General features: G+C 44.1%; 18 protein-coding genes, 1 tRNA gene and 1 riboswitch. Of the genes, 15 read left to right on the plus strand and 4 right to left on the minus strand.

Annotation, left to right across the window (positions count from 1 at the left end; genetic code table 11):
* Positions 1 to 55 precede the first annotated feature (55 nt).
* Together uvrC and JMN17_RS00895 are read left to right on the plus strand one after the other, a co-directional pair.
* Positions 56 to 1,828, plus strand: coding sequence for an excinuclease ABC subunit UvrC (uvrC, locus tag JMN17_RS00890; protein ID WP_202326997.1), 1,773 nt, complete (start codon positions 56 to 58; stop codon positions 1,826 to 1,828).
* Between the two features lie 64 nt (positions 1,829 to 1,892).
* Positions 1,893 to 2,071, plus strand: a riboswitch (Lysine riboswitch).
* Positions 2,072 to 2,198: 127 nt separating this feature from the next.
* Positions 2,199 to 3,428, plus strand: coding sequence for an aspartate kinase (locus tag JMN17_RS00895; RefSeq protein ID WP_202326999.1), 1,230 nt, complete (start codon positions 2,199 to 2,201; stop codon positions 3,426 to 3,428).
* Positions 3,429 to 3,466: 38 nt separating this feature from the next.
* On the opposite strand, the gene JMN17_RS00900 is transcribed toward JMN17_RS00895, so the two are convergent.
* Positions 3,467 to 3,913 carry a YslB family protein gene (locus JMN17_RS00900; protein ID WP_087992360.1) on the minus strand — a complete coding sequence of 149 codons (447 nt, stop codon included), beginning with the start codon at positions 3,911 to 3,913 and terminating at the stop codon, positions 3,467 to 3,469.
* 292 nt (positions 3,914 to 4,205) lie between these two features.
* Here JMN17_RS00900 and sdhC point away from each other — a divergent pair, with 292 nt between their 5' ends.
* The 12 genes from sdhC to JMN17_RS00960 all read left to right on the plus strand — a co-directional run bounded on the left by sdhC (position 4,206) and on the right by JMN17_RS00960 (position 13,132).
* Complete coding sequence (gene sdhC, locus JMN17_RS00905) at positions 4,206 to 4,814, plus strand: succinate dehydrogenase cytochrome B558 (protein ID WP_003222512.1); 609 nt, start codon at positions 4,206 to 4,208, stop codon at positions 4,812 to 4,814.
* A gap of 33 nt (positions 4,815 to 4,847) precedes the next feature.
* The gene (sdhA, locus tag JMN17_RS00910; RefSeq protein ID WP_087992359.1) at positions 4,848 to 6,608 is read left to right on the plus strand and encodes a succinate dehydrogenase flavoprotein subunit; all 1,761 of its coding nucleotides are present in this window, start codon (positions 4,848 to 4,850) and stop codon (positions 6,606 to 6,608) included.
* 2 nt (positions 6,609 to 6,610) lie between these two features.
* A complete protein-coding gene (sdhB, locus tag JMN17_RS00915; protein WP_087992358.1) occupies positions 6,611 to 7,372 on the plus strand; it encodes a succinate dehydrogenase iron-sulfur subunit in 762 nt (253 codons plus the stop codon).
* A 56-nt stretch (positions 7,373 to 7,428) separates the two neighbouring features.
* On the plus strand, positions 7,429 to 7,872 hold the full coding sequence (locus tag JMN17_RS00920) for an acyl-CoA thioesterase (RefSeq protein ID WP_202327001.1): 444 nt from the start codon (positions 7,429 to 7,431) through the stop codon (positions 7,870 to 7,872).
* Between the two features lie 115 nt (positions 7,873 to 7,987).
* The gene (gene gerE, locus JMN17_RS00925; protein ID WP_003184172.1) at positions 7,988 to 8,212 is read left to right on the plus strand and encodes a spore germination transcription factor GerE; all 225 of its coding nucleotides are present in this window, start codon (positions 7,988 to 7,990) and stop codon (positions 8,210 to 8,212) included.
* Between the two features lie 251 nt (positions 8,213 to 8,463).
* A complete protein-coding gene (locus JMN17_RS00930; protein WP_003222521.1) occupies positions 8,464 to 8,904 on the plus strand; it encodes a MarR family winged helix-turn-helix transcriptional regulator in 441 nt (146 codons plus the stop codon).
* Between the two features lie 7 nt (positions 8,905 to 8,911).
* Positions 8,912 to 9,730, plus strand: coding sequence for a glutamate racemase (gene racE, locus JMN17_RS00935; protein ID WP_202327003.1), 819 nt, complete (start codon positions 8,912 to 8,914; stop codon positions 9,728 to 9,730).
* A gap of 115 nt (positions 9,731 to 9,845) precedes the next feature.
* Positions 9,846 to 10,946 carry a spore germination protein GerM gene (gene gerM, locus JMN17_RS00940; RefSeq protein ID WP_202327005.1) on the plus strand — a complete coding sequence of 367 codons (1,101 nt, stop codon included), beginning with the start codon at positions 9,846 to 9,848 and terminating at the stop codon, positions 10,944 to 10,946.
* A 110-nt stretch (positions 10,947 to 11,056) separates the two neighbouring features.
* Positions 11,057 to 11,794 (plus strand): ribonuclease PH, encoded by a 738-nt coding sequence (gene rph, locus JMN17_RS00945; RefSeq protein ID WP_202327007.1) that lies wholly within the window; start codon positions 11,057 to 11,059, stop codon positions 11,792 to 11,794.
* A 12-nt stretch (positions 11,795 to 11,806) separates the two neighbouring features.
* Positions 11,807 to 12,403: an XTP/dITP diphosphatase gene (locus JMN17_RS00950; RefSeq protein ID WP_202327009.1), complete on the plus strand. Its 597-nt coding sequence runs from the start codon at positions 11,807 to 11,809 to the stop codon at positions 12,401 to 12,403.
* A gap of 15 nt (positions 12,404 to 12,418) precedes the next feature.
* Positions 12,419 to 12,928, plus strand: coding sequence for a YfcE family phosphodiesterase (locus JMN17_RS00955; protein WP_202327011.1), 510 nt, complete (start codon positions 12,419 to 12,421; stop codon positions 12,926 to 12,928).
* 130 nt (positions 12,929 to 13,058) lie between these two features.
* Positions 13,059 to 13,132, plus strand: a tRNA-Arg gene (locus JMN17_RS00960).
* A 64-nt stretch (positions 13,133 to 13,196) separates the two neighbouring features.
* Here the strand turns inward: JMN17_RS00960 and JMN17_RS00965 are convergent.
* The gene (locus tag JMN17_RS00965) at positions 13,197 to 14,021 is read right to left on the minus strand and encodes a YsnF/AvaK domain-containing protein (protein WP_087992350.1); all 825 of its coding nucleotides are present in this window, start codon (positions 14,019 to 14,021) and stop codon (positions 13,197 to 13,199) included.
* Positions 14,022 to 14,246: 225 nt separating this feature from the next.
* On the opposite strand from JMN17_RS00965, the gene JMN17_RS00970 reads away from it, so the two are divergent.
* Positions 14,247 to 15,503, plus strand: a complete 1,257-nt coding sequence (locus JMN17_RS00970) for a Kelch repeat-containing protein (protein ID WP_202327013.1) — start codon at positions 14,247 to 14,249, stop codon at positions 15,501 to 15,503.
* Between the two features lie 158 nt (positions 15,504 to 15,661).
* Here JMN17_RS00970 and JMN17_RS00975 read toward each other — a convergent pair whose 3' ends face one another.
* Both JMN17_RS00975 and JMN17_RS00980 read right to left on the minus strand, forming a co-directional pair.
* Positions 15,662 to 16,117, minus strand: coding sequence for a GNAT family N-acetyltransferase (locus JMN17_RS00975; RefSeq protein WP_202327014.1), 456 nt, complete (start codon positions 16,115 to 16,117; stop codon positions 15,662 to 15,664).
* 179 nt (positions 16,118 to 16,296) lie between these two features.
* A complete protein-coding gene (locus JMN17_RS00980; RefSeq protein ID WP_087992345.1) occupies positions 16,297 to 16,623 on the minus strand; it encodes a hypothetical protein in 327 nt (108 codons plus the stop codon).
* Between the last annotated feature and the right edge of the window lie 227 nt (positions 16,624 to 16,850).

Below are 16,850 nucleotides of genomic sequence, written 5' to 3' on the forward strand. Positions count from 1 at the left end.
ACAAACGTTCGTGTTAAACTGGAAACAAAGGACTAAATATAAGGAAGGGTAACATATGAACAAACAACTGAAAGAAAAACTCGCCCTCCTTCCTGATCAGCCCGGATGTTATCTGATGAAGGACCGACAGCAGACTGTGATCTACGTAGGAAAAGCGAAAGTGCTGAAAAACAGAGTGCGCTCCTACTTCACCGGTTCTCACGATGCGAAAACACAAAGGCTTGTGACGGAAATCGAGGATTTTGAATATATCGTGACGTCCTCTAATCTCGAAGCGCTTATTTTAGAAATGAATTTGATCAAAAAGCATGATCCGAAATACAATGTCATGCTGAAAGACGATAAAACCTACCCTTTTATAAAACTCACCCACGAACGCCATCCAAGGCTGGTTGTCACCCGCAATGTCAAAAAAGACAAAGGGCGCTATTTTGGGCCGTACCCGAATGTGCAAGCAGCAAGGGAAACAAAAAAACTGCTCGACCGTCTGTATCCTCTCAGAAAATGCTCCAAACTGCCGGACAGAGTGTGCCTTTACTATCATCTGGGCCAATGTCTCGCTCCTTGCGTAAAGGATATTTCCGAAGAGACGAACAGAGAGCTGGTTGAAAGCATTACCCGATTCTTAAAGGGCGGCTATAATGATGTCAAAAAAGAGCTTGAAGAGAAAATGCATGAGGCTGCGGAGAATCTTGAGTTTGAAAGGGCAAAAGAGCTTCGCGACCAAATGGCCCATATTGACTCAACAATGGAAAAACAAAAAATGACGATGAACGATTTAGTCGACCGTGACGTATTCGCTTACGCATATGATAAGGGCTGGATGTGCGTACAGGTCTTTTTCATCCGGCAAGGAAAGCTCATTGAACGCGATGTCAGCATGTTCCCGCTCTATCAGGAAGCTGATGAAGAGTTCCTTACGTTCATCGGGCAGTTCTATTCAAAAAACAACCACTTCCTTCCAAAGGAAATTTTAGTTCCGGACAGCGTAGATCAATCCATGATTGAGCAGCTGCTGGAAACAAACGTCCACCAGCCGAAAAAAGGCCCAAAAAAAGAACTGCTCATGCTGGCCCATAAAAATGCGAAAATCGCGCTGAAAGAAAAATTCTCCTTAATCGAACGGGATGAGGAGCGCTCAATCGGGGCTGTGCAGAAGCTCGGTGAAGCCTTGAATATTTATACGCCTCACAGAATCGAAGCGTTTGATAACTCAAACATACAGGGGACAAACCCGGTTTCCGCGATGATCGTGTTTATCGACGGCAAACCGAACAAAAGGGAATACCGCAAATATAAAATCAAAACCGTTACAGGCCCGGATGATTACGGCTCAATGAGAGAGGTCGTCAGAAGGCGTTATTCAAGAGTGCTTCGTGAAAACCTGCCGCTGCCTGATCTGATCATCATTGACGGAGGAAAAGGGCAGATCAACGCTGCAAGGGATGTCATTGAAAATGAACTCGGTCTGGATATTCCCATTGCCGGTTTAGCGAAAGACGAAAAACACAGAACCTCAAATTTACTCATCGGGGATCCGCTGGAGGCGGTGTATCTGGAACGAAACAGCCAGGAATTTTATCTTCTGCAGCGCATCCAGGACGAGGTGCACCGGTTCGCGATCAGCTTTCACAGGCAAATCCGCGGTAAAAGCGCGTTTCAATCCGTATTGGACGACATTCCGGGTATCGGAGAGAAAAGAAAGAAAATGCTGTTAAAGCATTTCGGTTCTGTTAAAAAAATGAAGGAAGCAAGCCTTGAGGACCTCAAAAAAGCGGGTGTTCCCGCAGCGGCGGCTCAGCTCCTTTACGACAAATTGCAAAAATAATGTTGTCCTTTTAAAAAAGATCTGATAAAATGTGAACTAATTTCATAGTTAGATCGTGTTATATGGTGAAGATAGAGGTGCGAACTTCAAGAGTAAGCCTTTGGAGAAAGATGGATTCCGTGAAAAAGGCTGAAAGGGGAGGTCGCCGAAGCAAATAAAATCCCATCGGTGTTATTTGCTGGCCGTGCATTGAATAAATGTAAGGCTGTCAAGAAATCATTTTCTTGGAGGGCTATCTCGTTGTTCATAATCATTCATGATGATTAATTGATAAGCAATGAGAGCAAATTCCTCTCATTGCTTTTTTTATTGTGGACAAAGCGCTCTTTCTCCTCACCCGCACGAACCAAAATGTAAAGGGTGGTCATTCATGGGTCTAATCGTACAAAAATTCGGAGGTACTTCCGTCGGCTCAGTCGAAAAAATTAATAATGCGGCAAACCGCGTCATCGCGGAAAAACAGAAAGGCCATCAAGTCGTCGTAGTCGTTTCAGCTATGGGGAAATCGACTGACGCATTGGTCAGCCTTGCAAAAGACATCACCGATCAGCCGAGCAAACGCGAAATGGATATGCTGCTGGCGACAGGCGAACAGGTCACGATTTCCCTGCTTTCAATGGCGCTGCAGGAAAAAGGCTATGACGCGGTGTCCTATACTGGCTGGCAGGCGGGAATCCGCACGGAATCCGTACACGGAAACGCCAGAATTACAGATATCGACACTACAGTTTTAGCAAGCCAGCTTGAGCAAGGAAAGGTTGTGATTGTCGCGGGATTCCAAGGCATGACGGAGGATTGTGAAATCACGACATTGGGCCGGGGCGGTTCAGACACAACAGCGGTCGCTTTGGCTGCCGCATTAAAAGCGGATAAATGTGACATATACACCGACGTGCCCGGCGTGTTTACAACCGATCCGCGGTATGTGAAATCAGCGAGAAAGCTTGCCGGAATCTCATACGATGAAATGCTTGAGCTTGCCAATTTAGGCGCCGGCGTTCTTCATCCGAGAGCTGTTGAATTCGCGAAAAATTACCAATTGCCGTTAGAAGTGCGTTCAAGTACAGAAACAGAAGCGGGGACATTAATTGAGGAGGAATCATCCATGGAGCAGAATTTAATTGTCAGAGGCATTGCGTTCGAAGATCAAATCACAAGGGTAACAATCTACGGGCTGACAAGCGGCCTAACCACTTTGTCTACCATTTTTACAACGCTTGCCAAAAGAAATATTAACGTGGATATCATTATCCAAACGCAGGCGGGAGACCATGATGCCGGGATTTCCTTCTCTGTTAAATCTGAAGACGCGGACCAGACTGTTGAGGTGCTTGAAGAGTACAAAGGCGCGCTGGAATTTGAGAAAATCGAGACAGAAAGCAAGCTGGCTAAAGTATCCATTGTCGGATCAGGTATGGTATCAAATCCTGGTGTAGCGGCTGAAATGTTTGCTGTACTGGCGGAAAAAAACATTTTAATCAAGATGGTTAGCACATCTGAAATCAAAGTGTCAACAGTCGTAAGCGAAAATGACATGGTGAAAGCGGTCGAAGCGCTGCACGATGCATTTGAGCTTTCAAAACACCCTTCAGCTGTGTAATCAAAAAAGGCGGGACTATGCAGTCACCGCCTTTTTGATTACACAGGGTCTTTCATATCCCATTTCACAGTCAGAACCACTTTATCGGCTCTCTTTTTCACTTGTTCATATGATTCGGCAATCTGGTCATTCATCAATTGAATTTGTTCAGCGATAAAACCAGCTTCAAGCTGAAAGCATGGTTCTTTCTGATGTTTAAGGCGGTTGGAAATGATCGGCCCTTCAAGTTCAAATTCAAGCTCCTGTTTTTTAGCGCTTGTGTTAGTGAGGGTTCCCCAGCCCGCTTCTTCAAAGAAGGCCGGAAATTCCTCCCATGATTCAAGAGGAAACTTACGGGCGAGATGTTTCCCTGCCCAATACATCATGGAAGAGTAATCTTGGCCAAGCATATCTGGGAGAACGATCTCTCGTATTAGTTCGTAGGCATAGGCGTTCATTTCAATTTCTTTTAGATTGTCAATAGATCCTTCAAATTTAGACTTCATAGCTGTCTCCCCTCTCTCCTTCGTATATTATAGCCCAAAGAGGGGGGAGGATTACAGAATGATCCTGTAATTCTTATGAAAAATTAAGGGAGAAATATATATTGATAAAATAAAATTTTTAAATCAACTAATTAATTCGGAAAATTGTAATTTATGTACGCGTTTTCTTGACGCCCTTTTGAGGGAGGAGTAAAATGAAATTGTCAATAAATCTTAATAAAGTGCTTACAATTGAAAGAAGTGGGGGAAGAGATTTAGCACATTTCGCACTTATCAAACAGGGGGTAAAGTAATGTCTGGGAACAGAGAGTTTTATTTTCGAAGATTGCATTCCTTGCTTGGCGTCATACCGGTCGGCATCTTTCTCATTCAGCATTTAGTCGTCAACCAGTTTGCCGCAAGGGGCGCTGAAGCATTCAATAGTGCTGCTCATTTTATGGATAGTCTGCCTTTCAGGTATGCATTGGAAATTTTTATTATCTTCTTACCATTAATTTATCATGCAGTTTATGGTGTGTACATAGCGTTTACTGCAAAAAATAACGCAGGTCAATACAGCTATATGAGAAATTGGCTCTTCGTCCTGCAGCGTGTAACCGGTATCATCACCCTCATTTTCGTCAGTTGGCATGTGTGGGAAACCCGTATTGCAGCACAAATGGGCGCTGAGGTCAATTTCGACATGATGGCGAATATTTTGAGCTCTCCGGCTATGCTTGGCTTCTACATTGTCGGTGTTTTATCAACAATTTTCCACTTCTCGAACGGTTTATGGTCTTTCGCTGTTACATGGGGCATTACGGTAACGCCTCGTTCTCAAAGAATTTCGACATACGTTACGCTGATTATTTTTGTTGCACTGTCATACGTAGGCTTAAAAGCGATTTTCGCATTTGTATAAGAGTACTAGATTACTAGAGGGAGAGGGGCTATCATGAGTCAATCAAGCATTATCGTAGTCGGCGGGGGTCTTGCCGGCCTCATGGCGACAATTAAAGCAGCGGAATCAGGAATGGCGGTTAAGCTTTTTTCCATCGTTCCTGTCAAACGTTCTCATTCGGTTTGCGCGCAAGGCGGCATAAACGGAGCGGTCAACACAAAAGGGGAAGGCGACTCTCCGTGGGAGCATTTTGATGACACTGTATACGGGGGAGATTTTCTTGCGAACCAGCCGCCGGTCAAAGCGATGTGTGACGCAGCGCCTTCTATCATCCACTTATTAGACCGGATGGGCGTCATGTTTAACCGGACGCCTGAGGGCCTGCTGGATTTCCGCCGATTCGGGGGTACACAGCACCACAGAACAGCTTATGCGGGTGCGACAACGGGACAGCAGCTGCTTTACGCACTGGACGAGCAAGTGCGCAGATACGAAGTTGCGGGTCTGGTTACAAAATACGAAGGCTGGGAATTCCTTGGCGCTGTATTGGATGATGACAGAACCTGCCGCGGAATTGTTGCGCAAAACCTGACAAACATGCAAATTGAATCCTTCCGTTCAGACGCTGTCATCATGGCGACGGGCGGACCGGGGATCATTTTTGGAAAATCGACCAACTCCATGATTAATACAGGATCTGCTGCGTCGATCGTTTATCAGCAGGGAGCGTATTATGCAAACGGAGAATTCATTCAAATTCACCCGACAGCCATACCGGGCGATGACAAACTAAGACTGATGAGTGAATCGGCGCGCGGTGAAGGCGGACGCGTGTGGACATATAAAGACGGGAAACCGTGGTATTTCCTGGAAGAAAAATACCCAGCTTACGGAAACTTGGTGCCGCGTGATATAGCGACACGCGAAATATTTGATGTGTGTGTCAACCAGAAGCTCGGCATTAATGGTGAAAACATGGTGTATCTTGATCTGTCCCATAAAGATCCCAAAGAGCTTGACATTAAGCTCGGCGGCATCATTGAAATTTATGAGAAGTTCATGGGAGATGACCCGCGGAAGCTTCCAATGAAAATCTTCCCGGCGGTTCATTACTCAATGGGCGGTTTATGGGTGGATTACAATCAAATGACAAACATCCCGGGACTGTTTGCGGCTGGGGAATGTGATTACTCTATGCACGGCGGCAACCGCTTGGGAGCGAACTCCCTGCTCTCCGCGATATACGGGGGAATGGTGGCCGGACCGAATGCCGTGAAATATGTAAACGGCTTAGAATCTTCAGCAGAAGACATGTCTTCCTCTTTATTCGACGCTCACGTCAAAAAAGAAGAAGAAAAATGGGCTGACATTATGAGCATGGACGGAACCGAAAATGCCTATGTCCTTCACAAAGAACTCGGTGAGTGGATGACGGCAAACGTAACGGTTGTCCGCCATAACGATAAGCTTTTGAAAACGGATGACAAAATTCAGGAATTAATGGAGCGGTTTAAAAAGATTAACATCAATGATACGACAAAATGGAGCAATCAGGGGGCGATGTTCACACGCCAGTTCTCGAACATGCTTCAGCTTGCGAGGGTGGTTACCCTTGGCGCTTACAACCGCAATGAAAGCAGGGGCGCCCATTATAAACCGGATTATCCTGAACGTAATGATGATGAATGGCTCAAAACAACAATGGCTAAACATGTAAGCCCGTATGAAGCGCCAGAATTTGAGTATCAGGATGTCGATGTATCACTGATAACGCCTCGGAAACGGGATTACTCGAAGAAGAAGGTGGCGAAATAATCATGAGTGAACAAAAAACGATACGATTTATTATCACACGGCAAGATACAACCGACAGCACGCCTTACGATGAAGAATTTGAGGTTCCATACCGCCCGAACCTAAACGTCATTTCCGCTCTGATGGAAATACGCAGGAATCCGGTTAACGTTAAAGGTGAAAAGACAACCCCTGTTACATGGGACATGAACTGTCTTGAAGAAGTGTGCGGCGCATGTTCAATGGTCATAAACGGAAAGCCACGCCAGTCTTGTACGGCGCTTATCGACCAGCTTGAACAGCCGATCCGCTTAAAACCAATGAAAACGTTCCCGGTCGTGCGTGATTTGCAGGTTGACCGGAGCAGAATGTTTGATTCATTGAAAAAAGTAAAAGCGTGGATACCGATTGACGGTACGCACGATTTGGGACCGGGGCCGAGAATGCCGGAAAAACGCCGTCAATGGGCATATGAATTATCAAAATGCATGACGTGCGGCGTCTGCCTCGAAGCCTGCCCGAATGTGAACAGCAAATCGAAGTTCATGGGGCCGGCACCGATGTCTCAAGTCCGCCTGTTTAACGCACATCCGACAGGCGCCATGAATAAATCTGAGCGGTTAGACGCACTGATGGATGAAGGCGGCCTTGGAGATTGCGGCAACTCGCAAAACTGCGTTCAATCTTGCCCGAAAGGCATCCCGCTCACCACTTCGATTGCAGCCTTAAATAGAGATACAAACTTACAAGCGTTCCGCAATTTCTTCGGAAGCGACAGAGTATAAGAAGAAAAAACCTCTTCCGCATGGGAGAGGTTTTTTTAATAAGGAGATGAGTAAAGATGAAGCTTCCCGCTTATATTGATATGCCGTTTCAACAATGGAAGGTGTCCTTTTCTTTTTTTAATGAAGTATCCGTGCGATTTTCCGAGACGGACATGTTTGGACATATGAATAATGTAACGCCTTTTATATACTTTGAGGAGGCGCGGATTTCTTATTTTAAAAAGCTGAATATGATGAATCAAAACAAACAGACTATGACGGTCGTGGCAAGCCAGCAATGCGATTATCTGCGCCAAGTCATGCCTTATGAAGAGCTGCGTATCTATGTGAAAACAAGCGCCGTCGGCAGCTCATCCCTTACCTTGCATTATCTCGGAGAAAATCGGGAAGGCGAGCCCTGCTTCACCGGAGCAGTTGTGATGGTCCAAGTTTCAAAGGAAAGCGGCAAGACTGTCAGCTGGACGGATGAGGAGAAAGAAACGCTGCTCCATACACCATAAACTAATTCTCTTGTAAACGTCACCTCCTGTGCCCTTCTTACATAAGATATCTTGACTATATCAAAACCCATTCGTTTCTGATTCGCTCTCACCTTAGCAAGGAGGGTTACAATACTTGAAGGAGAAAGAATTTCAATCGAAGCCGCTGCTAACGAAAAGAGAAAGAGAAGTGTTCGAATTGCTCGTTCAAGATAAGACAACAAAGGAGATTGCAAGCGAGCTATTTATCAGTGAGAAAACCGTTCGAAACCATATTTCAAATGCCATGCAGAAATTGGGTGTGAAAGGGCGTTCGCAAGCCGTTGTTGAGCTTCTTAGAATGGGTGAGCTAGAGCTTTAATCCTTGCCGGTATTCCTTCTTTTCAGGAAGGAGCCGGTTATTGCTGTTTGTTTGGAACGTTTGAAACCATATTTGGAATGCTATGCAGAACTTGGATGGCAAGGTATAGAGCAACAAATTTTTCTATTTGATGTTGTTTGCCTAAAGTCCTCTAATTCTCTCGCGCGAGTCTTGCATTTTCTTCAAAAAAGAAGGAAAATAGACACGGAACGCTTTTGTGCGTAAGAGATCCTTGAGTGAGGGATGGACAAATGACATCAAAACCTTTGGAGCATGTTGCGGATATTGAAAAGTCACTCCGCCACATTGCCGCGATCATTAAGCAAAAAGGACGAGAAATCCTTAACCAATATGCAATTACGCCGCCGCAATTTGTCGGCCTGCAATGGCTTTATGAACTAGGAGATATGACAATCGGCGAACTATCGGGCAAAATGTATCTGGCATGCAGCACGACAACGGATTTAATCGACCGCATGCAAAAAAATGAGCTTGTCGAGCGGGTCAAGGACCCGGCGGACAGACGTGTGGTCCGGATACATCTTCTGCCTGAAGGAGAACGGATTATTCAAGAGGTCATTACAAAAAGGCAGGAATATCTGCGTGATATGTTCGAAACGTTTACAGATGAAGAAATAGCCATCTTCGAAAAATCATTGATGAAACTGCAGCATGAAATGAAGAGAAAATGAGGCGATTTTGTTGGGGCAACCAATAGGAGTCATTGATTCCGGGGTTGGCGGTTTAACCGTTGCAAAGGAAATCATGAGACAGCTACCAAAAGAAAATATTATCTACGTCGGGGATACGAAACGGTGTCCATACGGGCCGCGTCCTGAAGAAGAAGTGCTTCAATATACGTGGGAGCTGACGAATTATTTACTCGAAAACCACCACATTAAAATGCTCGTGATCGCCTGCAACACAGCAACAGCGATCGCATTGGAAGACATCCAGCGAAGCGTCGGTATACCAGTGGTCGGAGTGATCCAGCCGGGTGCGAGAGCAGCGATAAAAGTGACGGAAAATCAGCATATCGGAGTCATCGGCACAGAGAATACAATTAAGAGCAATGCGTACGAAGAGGCGCTTTTGGCATTAAATTCTGACCTGAAGGTTGAGAACCTTGCCTGCCCGCTGCTTGTGCCTTTTGTAGAAAGCGGAAAGTTTCTTGACAAGACAGCAGACGAGATTGTCAAAACATCCCTGTATCCGTTAAAAGACACATCGATTGATTCACTGATTTTAGGCTGCACCCACTATCCTATTTTAAAAGAATCCATTCAGAGATATATGGGAGAGCACGTAAACATTATTTCGTCCGGCGATGAAACAGCAAGGGAAGTCAGCACGATTCTCTCATATAAAGGGCTGCTGAACCAGTCTCCGATTGTTCGGGATCATCAGTTCCTAACAACAGGAGCACGTGATCAGTTTGCGAAAATCGCAAATGACTGGTTTGGCCATGAGGTGGGCCATGTGGAATGCACTTCACTGCAAGAACCGATTAGAAAATAGCTTTGCCCCGCAACGTTATGTTGCGGGTTTTTTCTGTTTTGCCGGAATTCTTCGGTCTATTTCCTGATAAGGGCTCGTATACATAATAGTACAAACAGCCTTAGGAGGGAAAAGTATGCTGAAAAAAGGACCTGCAGTCATTGGTGCCACTTGTCTCACCTCTGCCCTGCTTTTATCCGGATGCGGTTTGTTTCAATCTGATAAGGCAGGCGAGGAAATTGATCCGCCTCAAGACGTTACATACGTGAACGATGAAGCGGGGGCCGATTCAAATACAACAGCAGCCGAAAAAACAGAAAGTGAAAAAAACGATACCGCCAAAGCGGATCAAGCCGCATCTACAATCATGAGGGAGCTTTATCTCATTGATAAAAACGGGTATGTCGTTGCGCAAACGCTGCCTCTTCCAAAAAGTGAAGGCACGGCCAAGCAGGCGCTTGAATACCTCGTTCAGGGCGGACCTGTGTCAGAAATTCTTCCGAATGGCTTCAGAGCCGTATTGCCGGCTGACACAACCGTTAACGTTGACATCAAAAAAGATGGAACTGCAATCGCCGACTTCTCTAATGAATTTAAAAATTATAAGAAAGAAGACGAACAGAAAATTGTTCAATCCGTGACGTGGACGCTTACGCAATTCAGTTCGATAGATAAAGTGAAGCTGAGAATAAACGGCCATGAATTGAAGGAGATGCCTGTAGGGGGCACGCCGATCTCAGATGATTTAAGCCGTAAAGACGGGATTAATATGGAAACATCGGGCGTAAATGATCTTACCGCAACATATCCGCTCACCGTTTATTATTTGGCGGAAAACGAAGACAGTGAGTACTATGTGCCTGTGACGAAACGGATCGACAATACTGAAAAAGATGATATTTCTGCAGCGATCAACGAATTGGCTAAAGGCCCAAGCAAAGTGAGCGGGCTGTTAACAGATTTCAGTGATGACGTAAAGCTGGTCAGTAAGCCGAAAATCAAAGACGGACGCGTGACGTTAGATTTCAATCAATCCATATTCGGCAGCGCTGATGAAAAGACAAAAATGATTTCTTCAGAAGTGCTGAACAGCATTGTGCTGACGTTAACGGAGCAGCCGAATGTAAAAAGCGTTTCCGTCAAAGTAAACGGGAAATCAGAGCTTGTAAATGAAAAAGGCGAAAAGCTCACTGAACCGGTCTCCAGACCATCTCAAGTGAATACGGGTAGTTTTTAAATTGAAATTTTTGATATACTAGAAAGAAAGAGGTTAGCGTTCCGGCTGCCTCTTTCTTTATTCAATTCCGGAACAAAAATGGTTTATGTACATACAATCGGAGGTAAAACATGAGACATGACGGAAGACAACATGATGAGCTGCGTCCAATCACATTTGATTTGGATTTTATCAGCCATCCGGAAGGTTCTGTTCTAATAACAGCGGGAAATACAAAAGTAATCTGCAACGCGTCTGTTGAGGATCGCGTGCCGCCGTTTTTGCGGGGCGGGGGAAAAGGCTGGATTACAGCTGAATACAGCATGCTGCCGCGGGCAACAAACCAAAGAACAATCAGAGAGTCTTCTAAGGGGAAAGTTACCGGCAGAACAATGGAGATCCAGCGCCTGATCGGCCGCGCGCTTCGGGCAGTCGTAGATTTAGACAGGCTCGGTGAACGTACGATTTGGATTGACTGCGATGTCATTCAGGCTGATGGCGGAACAAGAACTGCTTCTATTACAGGAGCATTTCTAGCCATGGCAATTGCGATTGGCAAGCTGCTCAAAGCGGGAACGATCAAGGCAAATCCGATTACTGATTTTCTTGCTGCGATTTCTGTCGGAATTGATAAGGAACAGGGAATTTTGTTAGATTTAAATTATGAAGAAGATTCTTCCGCTGAAGTTGATATGAATGTCATTATGACAGGCGGCGGCCGCTTTGTGGAGCTGCAGGGAACCGGGGAAGAGGCGACTTTTTCACGGGATGATCTGAACGGTCTTCTCGGTCTTGCGGAAAAAGGCATTCATGAACTGATTGACAAGCAAAAAGAAGTGCTGGGTGATTCTCTGCCAGAACTGAAATAAGTACAGAAAGGCTTGAACATCATGAAAGAAGCAATTATTGCGACACATAATCCGGGAAAAGTGAAGGAATTTAAAGAAATCCTTGAGCCAAAAGGCTATGATGTCAAATCGTTAGCTGAAATCGGATACACAGAAGAAATCGAAGAAACAGGCCATACGTTTGAAGAAAATGCTATTCTCAAAGCAGAAGCTGTTGCCAAAGCAGTGAACAAAATGGTGATTGCGGACGACTCGGGTCTGTCCATCGATAATCTTGGGGGCCGACCCGGCGTTTATTCCGCCCGCTATGCAGGGGAACAGAAAGACGATCAGGCAAATATCGATAAAGTTCTTAACGAGCTGAAAGGAATCGAAAAAGAACAGCGTACCGGCCGTTTTCGATGCGCGCTGGCTGTGAGCATCCCTGGTGAGGAAACAAAAACAGTCGAAGGCCATGTTGAGGGGTATATCGCTGAAGAGCCGAGAGGAGAATACGGTTTTGGCTATGACCCGATCTTTATCGTAAAAGATAAAGATCAGACAATGGCCGAACTGACAAGTGATGAAAAAAATAAAATCAGCCACAGGGCTGACGCGCTTAAAAAGCTGTCGAAGCTTTTAGAGGCATAAGGAGGAAGCTTGTACATGAACGTGCTGATTATCAGTGACAGCCATGGGCTTGAAGAAGAACTCCAAACCATCGCGAAACGGCATGAAGCGGAAGTTGATCTCATGATTCATTGCGGAGACTCTGAACTCGAAACCGGGCATCCGGCATTGGATCCTTATAAGGTTGTAAAAGGAAATTGCGATTTTACAGGCGATTTTAAGAACGAGCTTCTTCTGAATGCCGGTTCAAAAAAAATACTGGTCACACACGGCCACCTTCACGGTATAAAACAGACCTTGTTAAACGTATACTATCGTGCAGAGGAGCTCGGAGCGGATATGATCTGTTTCGGGCATTCGCACATCGCGGGAAGCGAAGTGCTGCGCGGAAAACTAATGATTAATCCAGGCAGCATCCGCCTTCCAAGGGTGCGCAGGACAGAAAGCTATGCTATACTGACTTTAGAAAATGACGCCGCAACAGTGCGTTTTTACGACCAAGCAGGTCATGAAATTGACGATCTGCAAAACCGTGTCACACTATGAAAATGTCATGAGGAAGAAATTTTTCTTCCTCATGAAAAAAATTCTAAAAAACCGTTGACTTATTGTTGCATCCCATATATAATAAATCTTGTCGCTGATAGTTAAAGCGAAAAACGAAAACACAAAACGTGTCCCAGTAGCTCAGCTGGATAGAGCAACGGCCTTCTAAGCCGTCGGTCGGGAGTTCGAATCTCTCCTGGGACGTACCAAAAGAAAAACCTCAAATCCTTTAAGGATTTGAGGTTTTTTGTTGTTGGTTTATGATCTTTTATTTGTGATTTAACGTATCATCATCCAAGCCGTCAACTTTTCCTTCTTTATTGAGACGAGGCTCTTCTTTTTTCACGGTGTCGGAAATATGCTCATTCTCTTCGACAGTCCGTTTTCCGACAACCACTTCATCAGTGACAACCGGTTTTTTAGTCACTTCCAGTTTCTCCTCAACGATTGGTACTCTGATCTCTTCCGAATCATTGACGGGAGAAGCGTCCGCTGTATTTTCATCCACTGGGCGGCGTTCAACATAAATTTCATCGCGTCTCACCGGGATGTCCATATCTCTTTGTTCTGTTTTCACTTCTTTTCCAATCTCTACTTCTCCAGTTTGAACGTCTTCCTTATCGACTTTCAGTTGTTCTTCCCTCAGCGGCATTGTTTTTTCTTCTTTCGTTGTATAATCCGCCATGTCGTTTGTGCTTGAAAAGCCGCCTGAAAGAGCATTGCCGTTATCAATAGGTGGATTGACTTCTGCATCTGTATCAACAGCCACAAGGAGTTTTCCTTCATCCAGATCCTCTTGATAATTTTCTATTTCGCCAGTCGTAATATCCAAATCTGATAATGTCTTGCTGTGTGCGGCAGTATCATCCATTGTAAAATAATCTTTCAGCTTATCAAAAAATGATTCGGATTCATCCTCATGTGCACCGACGGCTTGATTGACTTCTGTTCCTGTCCGTGACTCAAGATAATCTGTATCTCGCCGGCTTGTCACAACCGAAATATCGTCAGAATCAAAACCTTTTGTTATTAAGCCTTCAATCGCTGCAATGGTTTCCTGCGGCGTTTCGTATACACCAACTATGCTTTTCATATTAATCTCCTCCTTTATCAATTTTGCATTTTATCGTTCATGTCGTTTTTAATTCCCGCTGATCTTTGAAATAAACAAAATTGAAAGCATCCGAAGTTTTTCAGTAACAAACCTGTTATTATATGAATTTCCTGAAAAATGAATATTCCGGAAATAATATGAAAAAAATCAAAGCTGTGCCGATATTTGTTATGTGAAACAATTAAATAAAGGGAGTGTTTTCTTTTGAAAAAATGGTTCATTGTTTTTTTCTTATTCGTTATTACGCTGTTTCAATCGCTTCAAACAGTTAGCGCGGAAACAGTTAAATGGAAAGAAAGAGCAGATTTGCCTGAGGCGCGTGTGGGCGCAAGCAGCAGCGTAGTAGATGGAAAGATATACGTGATTGGTGGCGGGATGCAAAAACAAGGTACTTATGGGAACCAAACGTTTGTCTATGATCCTAAAACGAATGAATGGACAAAAAAAGCCGACATGCCAACAGAGAGAGGAGGAGCTGCGACTGTTACAGTTGACGGTAAAATTTATGTCATGGGTGGAATGTCAAACGATGGGGTTGTAAAGACAGTAGAAGTATATGATCCAAAAAAAGATACGTGGGAAAAATCGGATGATCTCCCCTTTGAAAAAAAAGTTCCAGCTTATAGAATTTATGCAGAAGCTATTGGAAAGAAAATTTACGTTGTAGCCTATGAAAATACAAAATATGCAACGACTTACAGTTATGATCTCGAAACGAAGAAATGGGAGAAAAAACAAAAGTTAAATGATGAAATCTATGCGGGTATTACAGCAGTAATCGATAATAAATTATATATCCTTGGCGGAACGCAATACATTGGTCGAATTGTTTATGTCTATGATCCAGAAAATGATAGCTGGACAAAAAATGGTAAGGGATTCAGAGCAGGATATTATTCTGCACTTGTTTATAAAGGAAAAATACTGATGACAGGAGGTGTAACTCGAATTAGGGTGTATGATCCTAAAAGTCAATCGGTTATAGGAGTAACTAATCCTAAAGCTCCATATAGAATGGCTCATTCTTCTGCCATTATCGATGATACTCTTTACGTAATCGGTGGAAGAGAGGAAACATCCAGTTTTACTGGGAATGCATCCTCTAATTTTAAATCAGTTATGTCAATTTCATTAAAGGATTTAAACATACCTTCTGATGCGGAGGAAACCCCGGGAGATAAAGATAAAGGATCAACAACCCCTTCTGAGGATCATTCAGCAACAGAAGACGGAGACGCTCTCCTAGTTATCACCATGGTAAATGGTTTGCAAAAAGAGTATCAGCTGTCCATGAAAGAAGTAAACGGATTCCTCAAATGGTATAAGCAGCGTGATGCGGGAGAGGGACCAGGCTTTTATGAAATAGATGAGCATGACAATAACAAAGGGCCTTTTGAAAGTAAAAAGGATTATGTTGTGTTTAAAAACATTTTGATGTATGAAGTGAATAAATATAAATAACTCATACAAAAAACCATCCAGTGCTGGATGGTTTTTTGTATGATAAAGCAATAACCGATTTTGTTCTGGTTTTTTTCTGCTCTATTGAATTTTAACAGGGAATTGATGCAAAAGAAATAACAGGGATTACCTCTGCACTTATCTATCCCAAAAAATGTTCACAGCTTCTTCGTCATAAACACACTGTTCGGATCTTCAACATAGTCGGCAAACGGTTCACAGTACTGAAAGCCGAAGCTTTCATACAATTTTCTTGCCGGCTTAAATGAAGCCATTGAACCTGTTTCTAAGCTTACCCTCTCATAACCCCGCTCTCTAGCCTTTTCTAGGATGTGTTGGAGAATTTGTTTGGCAACCCCTTTTCTTAAATGGGATGCAGACGTGCGCATTGATTTGATTTCTCCATGCCGGCTGTCCAGTTCTTTAAGCGCTCCGCAGCCGGCTAGTTCATTGCCCTCCCATGCGCTCCAAAATGTCATTTCAGGCCCTCTCAGCCTTTCTGCATCTAAGGCATGGATGCTTTCTGGCGGGGACATGAGCGTCATGCTATGTAAATGCTCATTCACAAATGAGATCACTTCGTGTCCAGTTACATTATCTATTTTTATAAGCAATTCTATTCCTCCTCAAAAACTTGCAGGTTATCAGAACATATTTCATTTCATCATAATCATATTCCGTCTTTTTTCCAAATAGAAAGACAGAAAATCTGCCGGTATGAATCATTTTTGGAATGATTTGATTTGTGAAAGGCGTTTCAAGGCAAAAAAAAGGCCGAAAACAATATTCGGCTTTAATATCGAAACCCTCCGTGAGCGCCAGGTGCTCTGCTGAATCCGCCGGCGTGCGTCGCCGGGATACTGAAACCTACCCCGTGGCCGCTATAGCCTGCGCCTGCAAATGGCTGCCCATAAAATCCGGATGCGTATGGGAATGAGGAGTACATGGCAGAGGGGGTGCTTATCGGGCTGTACGCCTGACTGTACGGCTGTCCGTATCCATAGCCTCCAAAAGGCTGATCGTTTTGCTGATAAAAGGAAGGAGCTGTCGGATAATATGGCTGCGGAAAGGTGGGAAAGCCCGCTGGGAACCCTTGCATGTCAGCTAATGATTTATTCATCGTATCACCTTTTCTTTACAAGATACCACCAATGTATGCCGGAGGAATAATGGAAGTGCCTATCCGATCTTTCATACATATATTCCATCAAAAACGATAGCGCGTCATATTTTATGACAGTTTTCTATCAGATTGAAAAATTCTGTTGTATTCTTATTAGATTAATAAAAAAATTATAAAAACTTTTAATAGTTACAATTCCTTATGCGCCAATAATGAAAGCGTAT

The sequence above is a fragment of the Bacillus sp. RHFS10 genome, from assembly GCF_016757475.1.
In the GTDB taxonomy this organism is placed as follows: domain Bacteria; phylum Bacillota; class Bacilli; order Bacillales; family Bacillaceae; genus Bacillus; species Bacillus subtilis_G.

What these genes read in the sequence shown, in the direction of transcription:
- uvrC (WP_202326997.1), top strand. Translation starts at nt 56, where the DNA reads ATGAACAAACAACTGAAAGAAAAACTCGCCCTCCTTCCTGATCAGCCC.
- gerM (WP_202327005.1), top strand. Translation starts at nt 9,846, where the DNA reads ATGCTGAAAAAAGGACCTGCAGTCATTGGTGCCACTTGTCTCACCTCT.
- JMN17_RS00895 (WP_202326999.1), top strand. Translation starts at nt 2,199, where the DNA reads ATGGGTCTAATCGTACAAAAATTCGGAGGTACTTCCGTCGGCTCAGTC.
- sdhC (WP_003222512.1), top strand. Translation starts at nt 4,206, where the DNA reads ATGTCTGGGAACAGAGAGTTTTATTTTCGAAGATTGCATTCCTTGCTT.
- JMN17_RS00965 (WP_087992350.1), bottom strand. Translation starts at nt 14,021, where the DNA reads ATGAAAAGCATAGTTGGTGTATACGAAACGCCGCAGGAAACCATTGCA.
- JMN17_RS00930 (WP_003222521.1), top strand. Translation starts at nt 8,464, where the DNA reads ATGACATCAAAACCTTTGGAGCATGTTGCGGATATTGAAAAGTCACTC.
- JMN17_RS00920 (WP_202327001.1), top strand. Translation starts at nt 7,429, where the DNA reads ATGAAGCTTCCCGCTTATATTGATATGCCGTTTCAACAATGGAAGGTG.
- rph (WP_202327007.1), top strand. Translation starts at nt 11,057, where the DNA reads ATGAGACATGACGGAAGACAACATGATGAGCTGCGTCCAATCACATTT.
- JMN17_RS00955 (WP_202327011.1), top strand. Translation starts at nt 12,419, where the DNA reads ATGAACGTGCTGATTATCAGTGACAGCCATGGGCTTGAAGAAGAACTC.
- sdhA (WP_087992359.1), top strand. Translation starts at nt 4,848, where the DNA reads ATGAGTCAATCAAGCATTATCGTAGTCGGCGGGGGTCTTGCCGGCCTC.
- sdhB (WP_087992358.1), top strand. Translation starts at nt 6,611, where the DNA reads ATGAGTGAACAAAAAACGATACGATTTATTATCACACGGCAAGATACA.
- JMN17_RS00980 (WP_087992345.1), bottom strand. Translation starts at nt 16,623, where the DNA reads ATGAATAAATCATTAGCTGACATGCAAGGGTTCCCAGCGGGCTTTCCC.
- JMN17_RS00900 (WP_087992360.1), bottom strand. Translation starts at nt 3,913, where the DNA reads ATGAAGTCTAAATTTGAAGGATCTATTGACAATCTAAAAGAAATTGAA.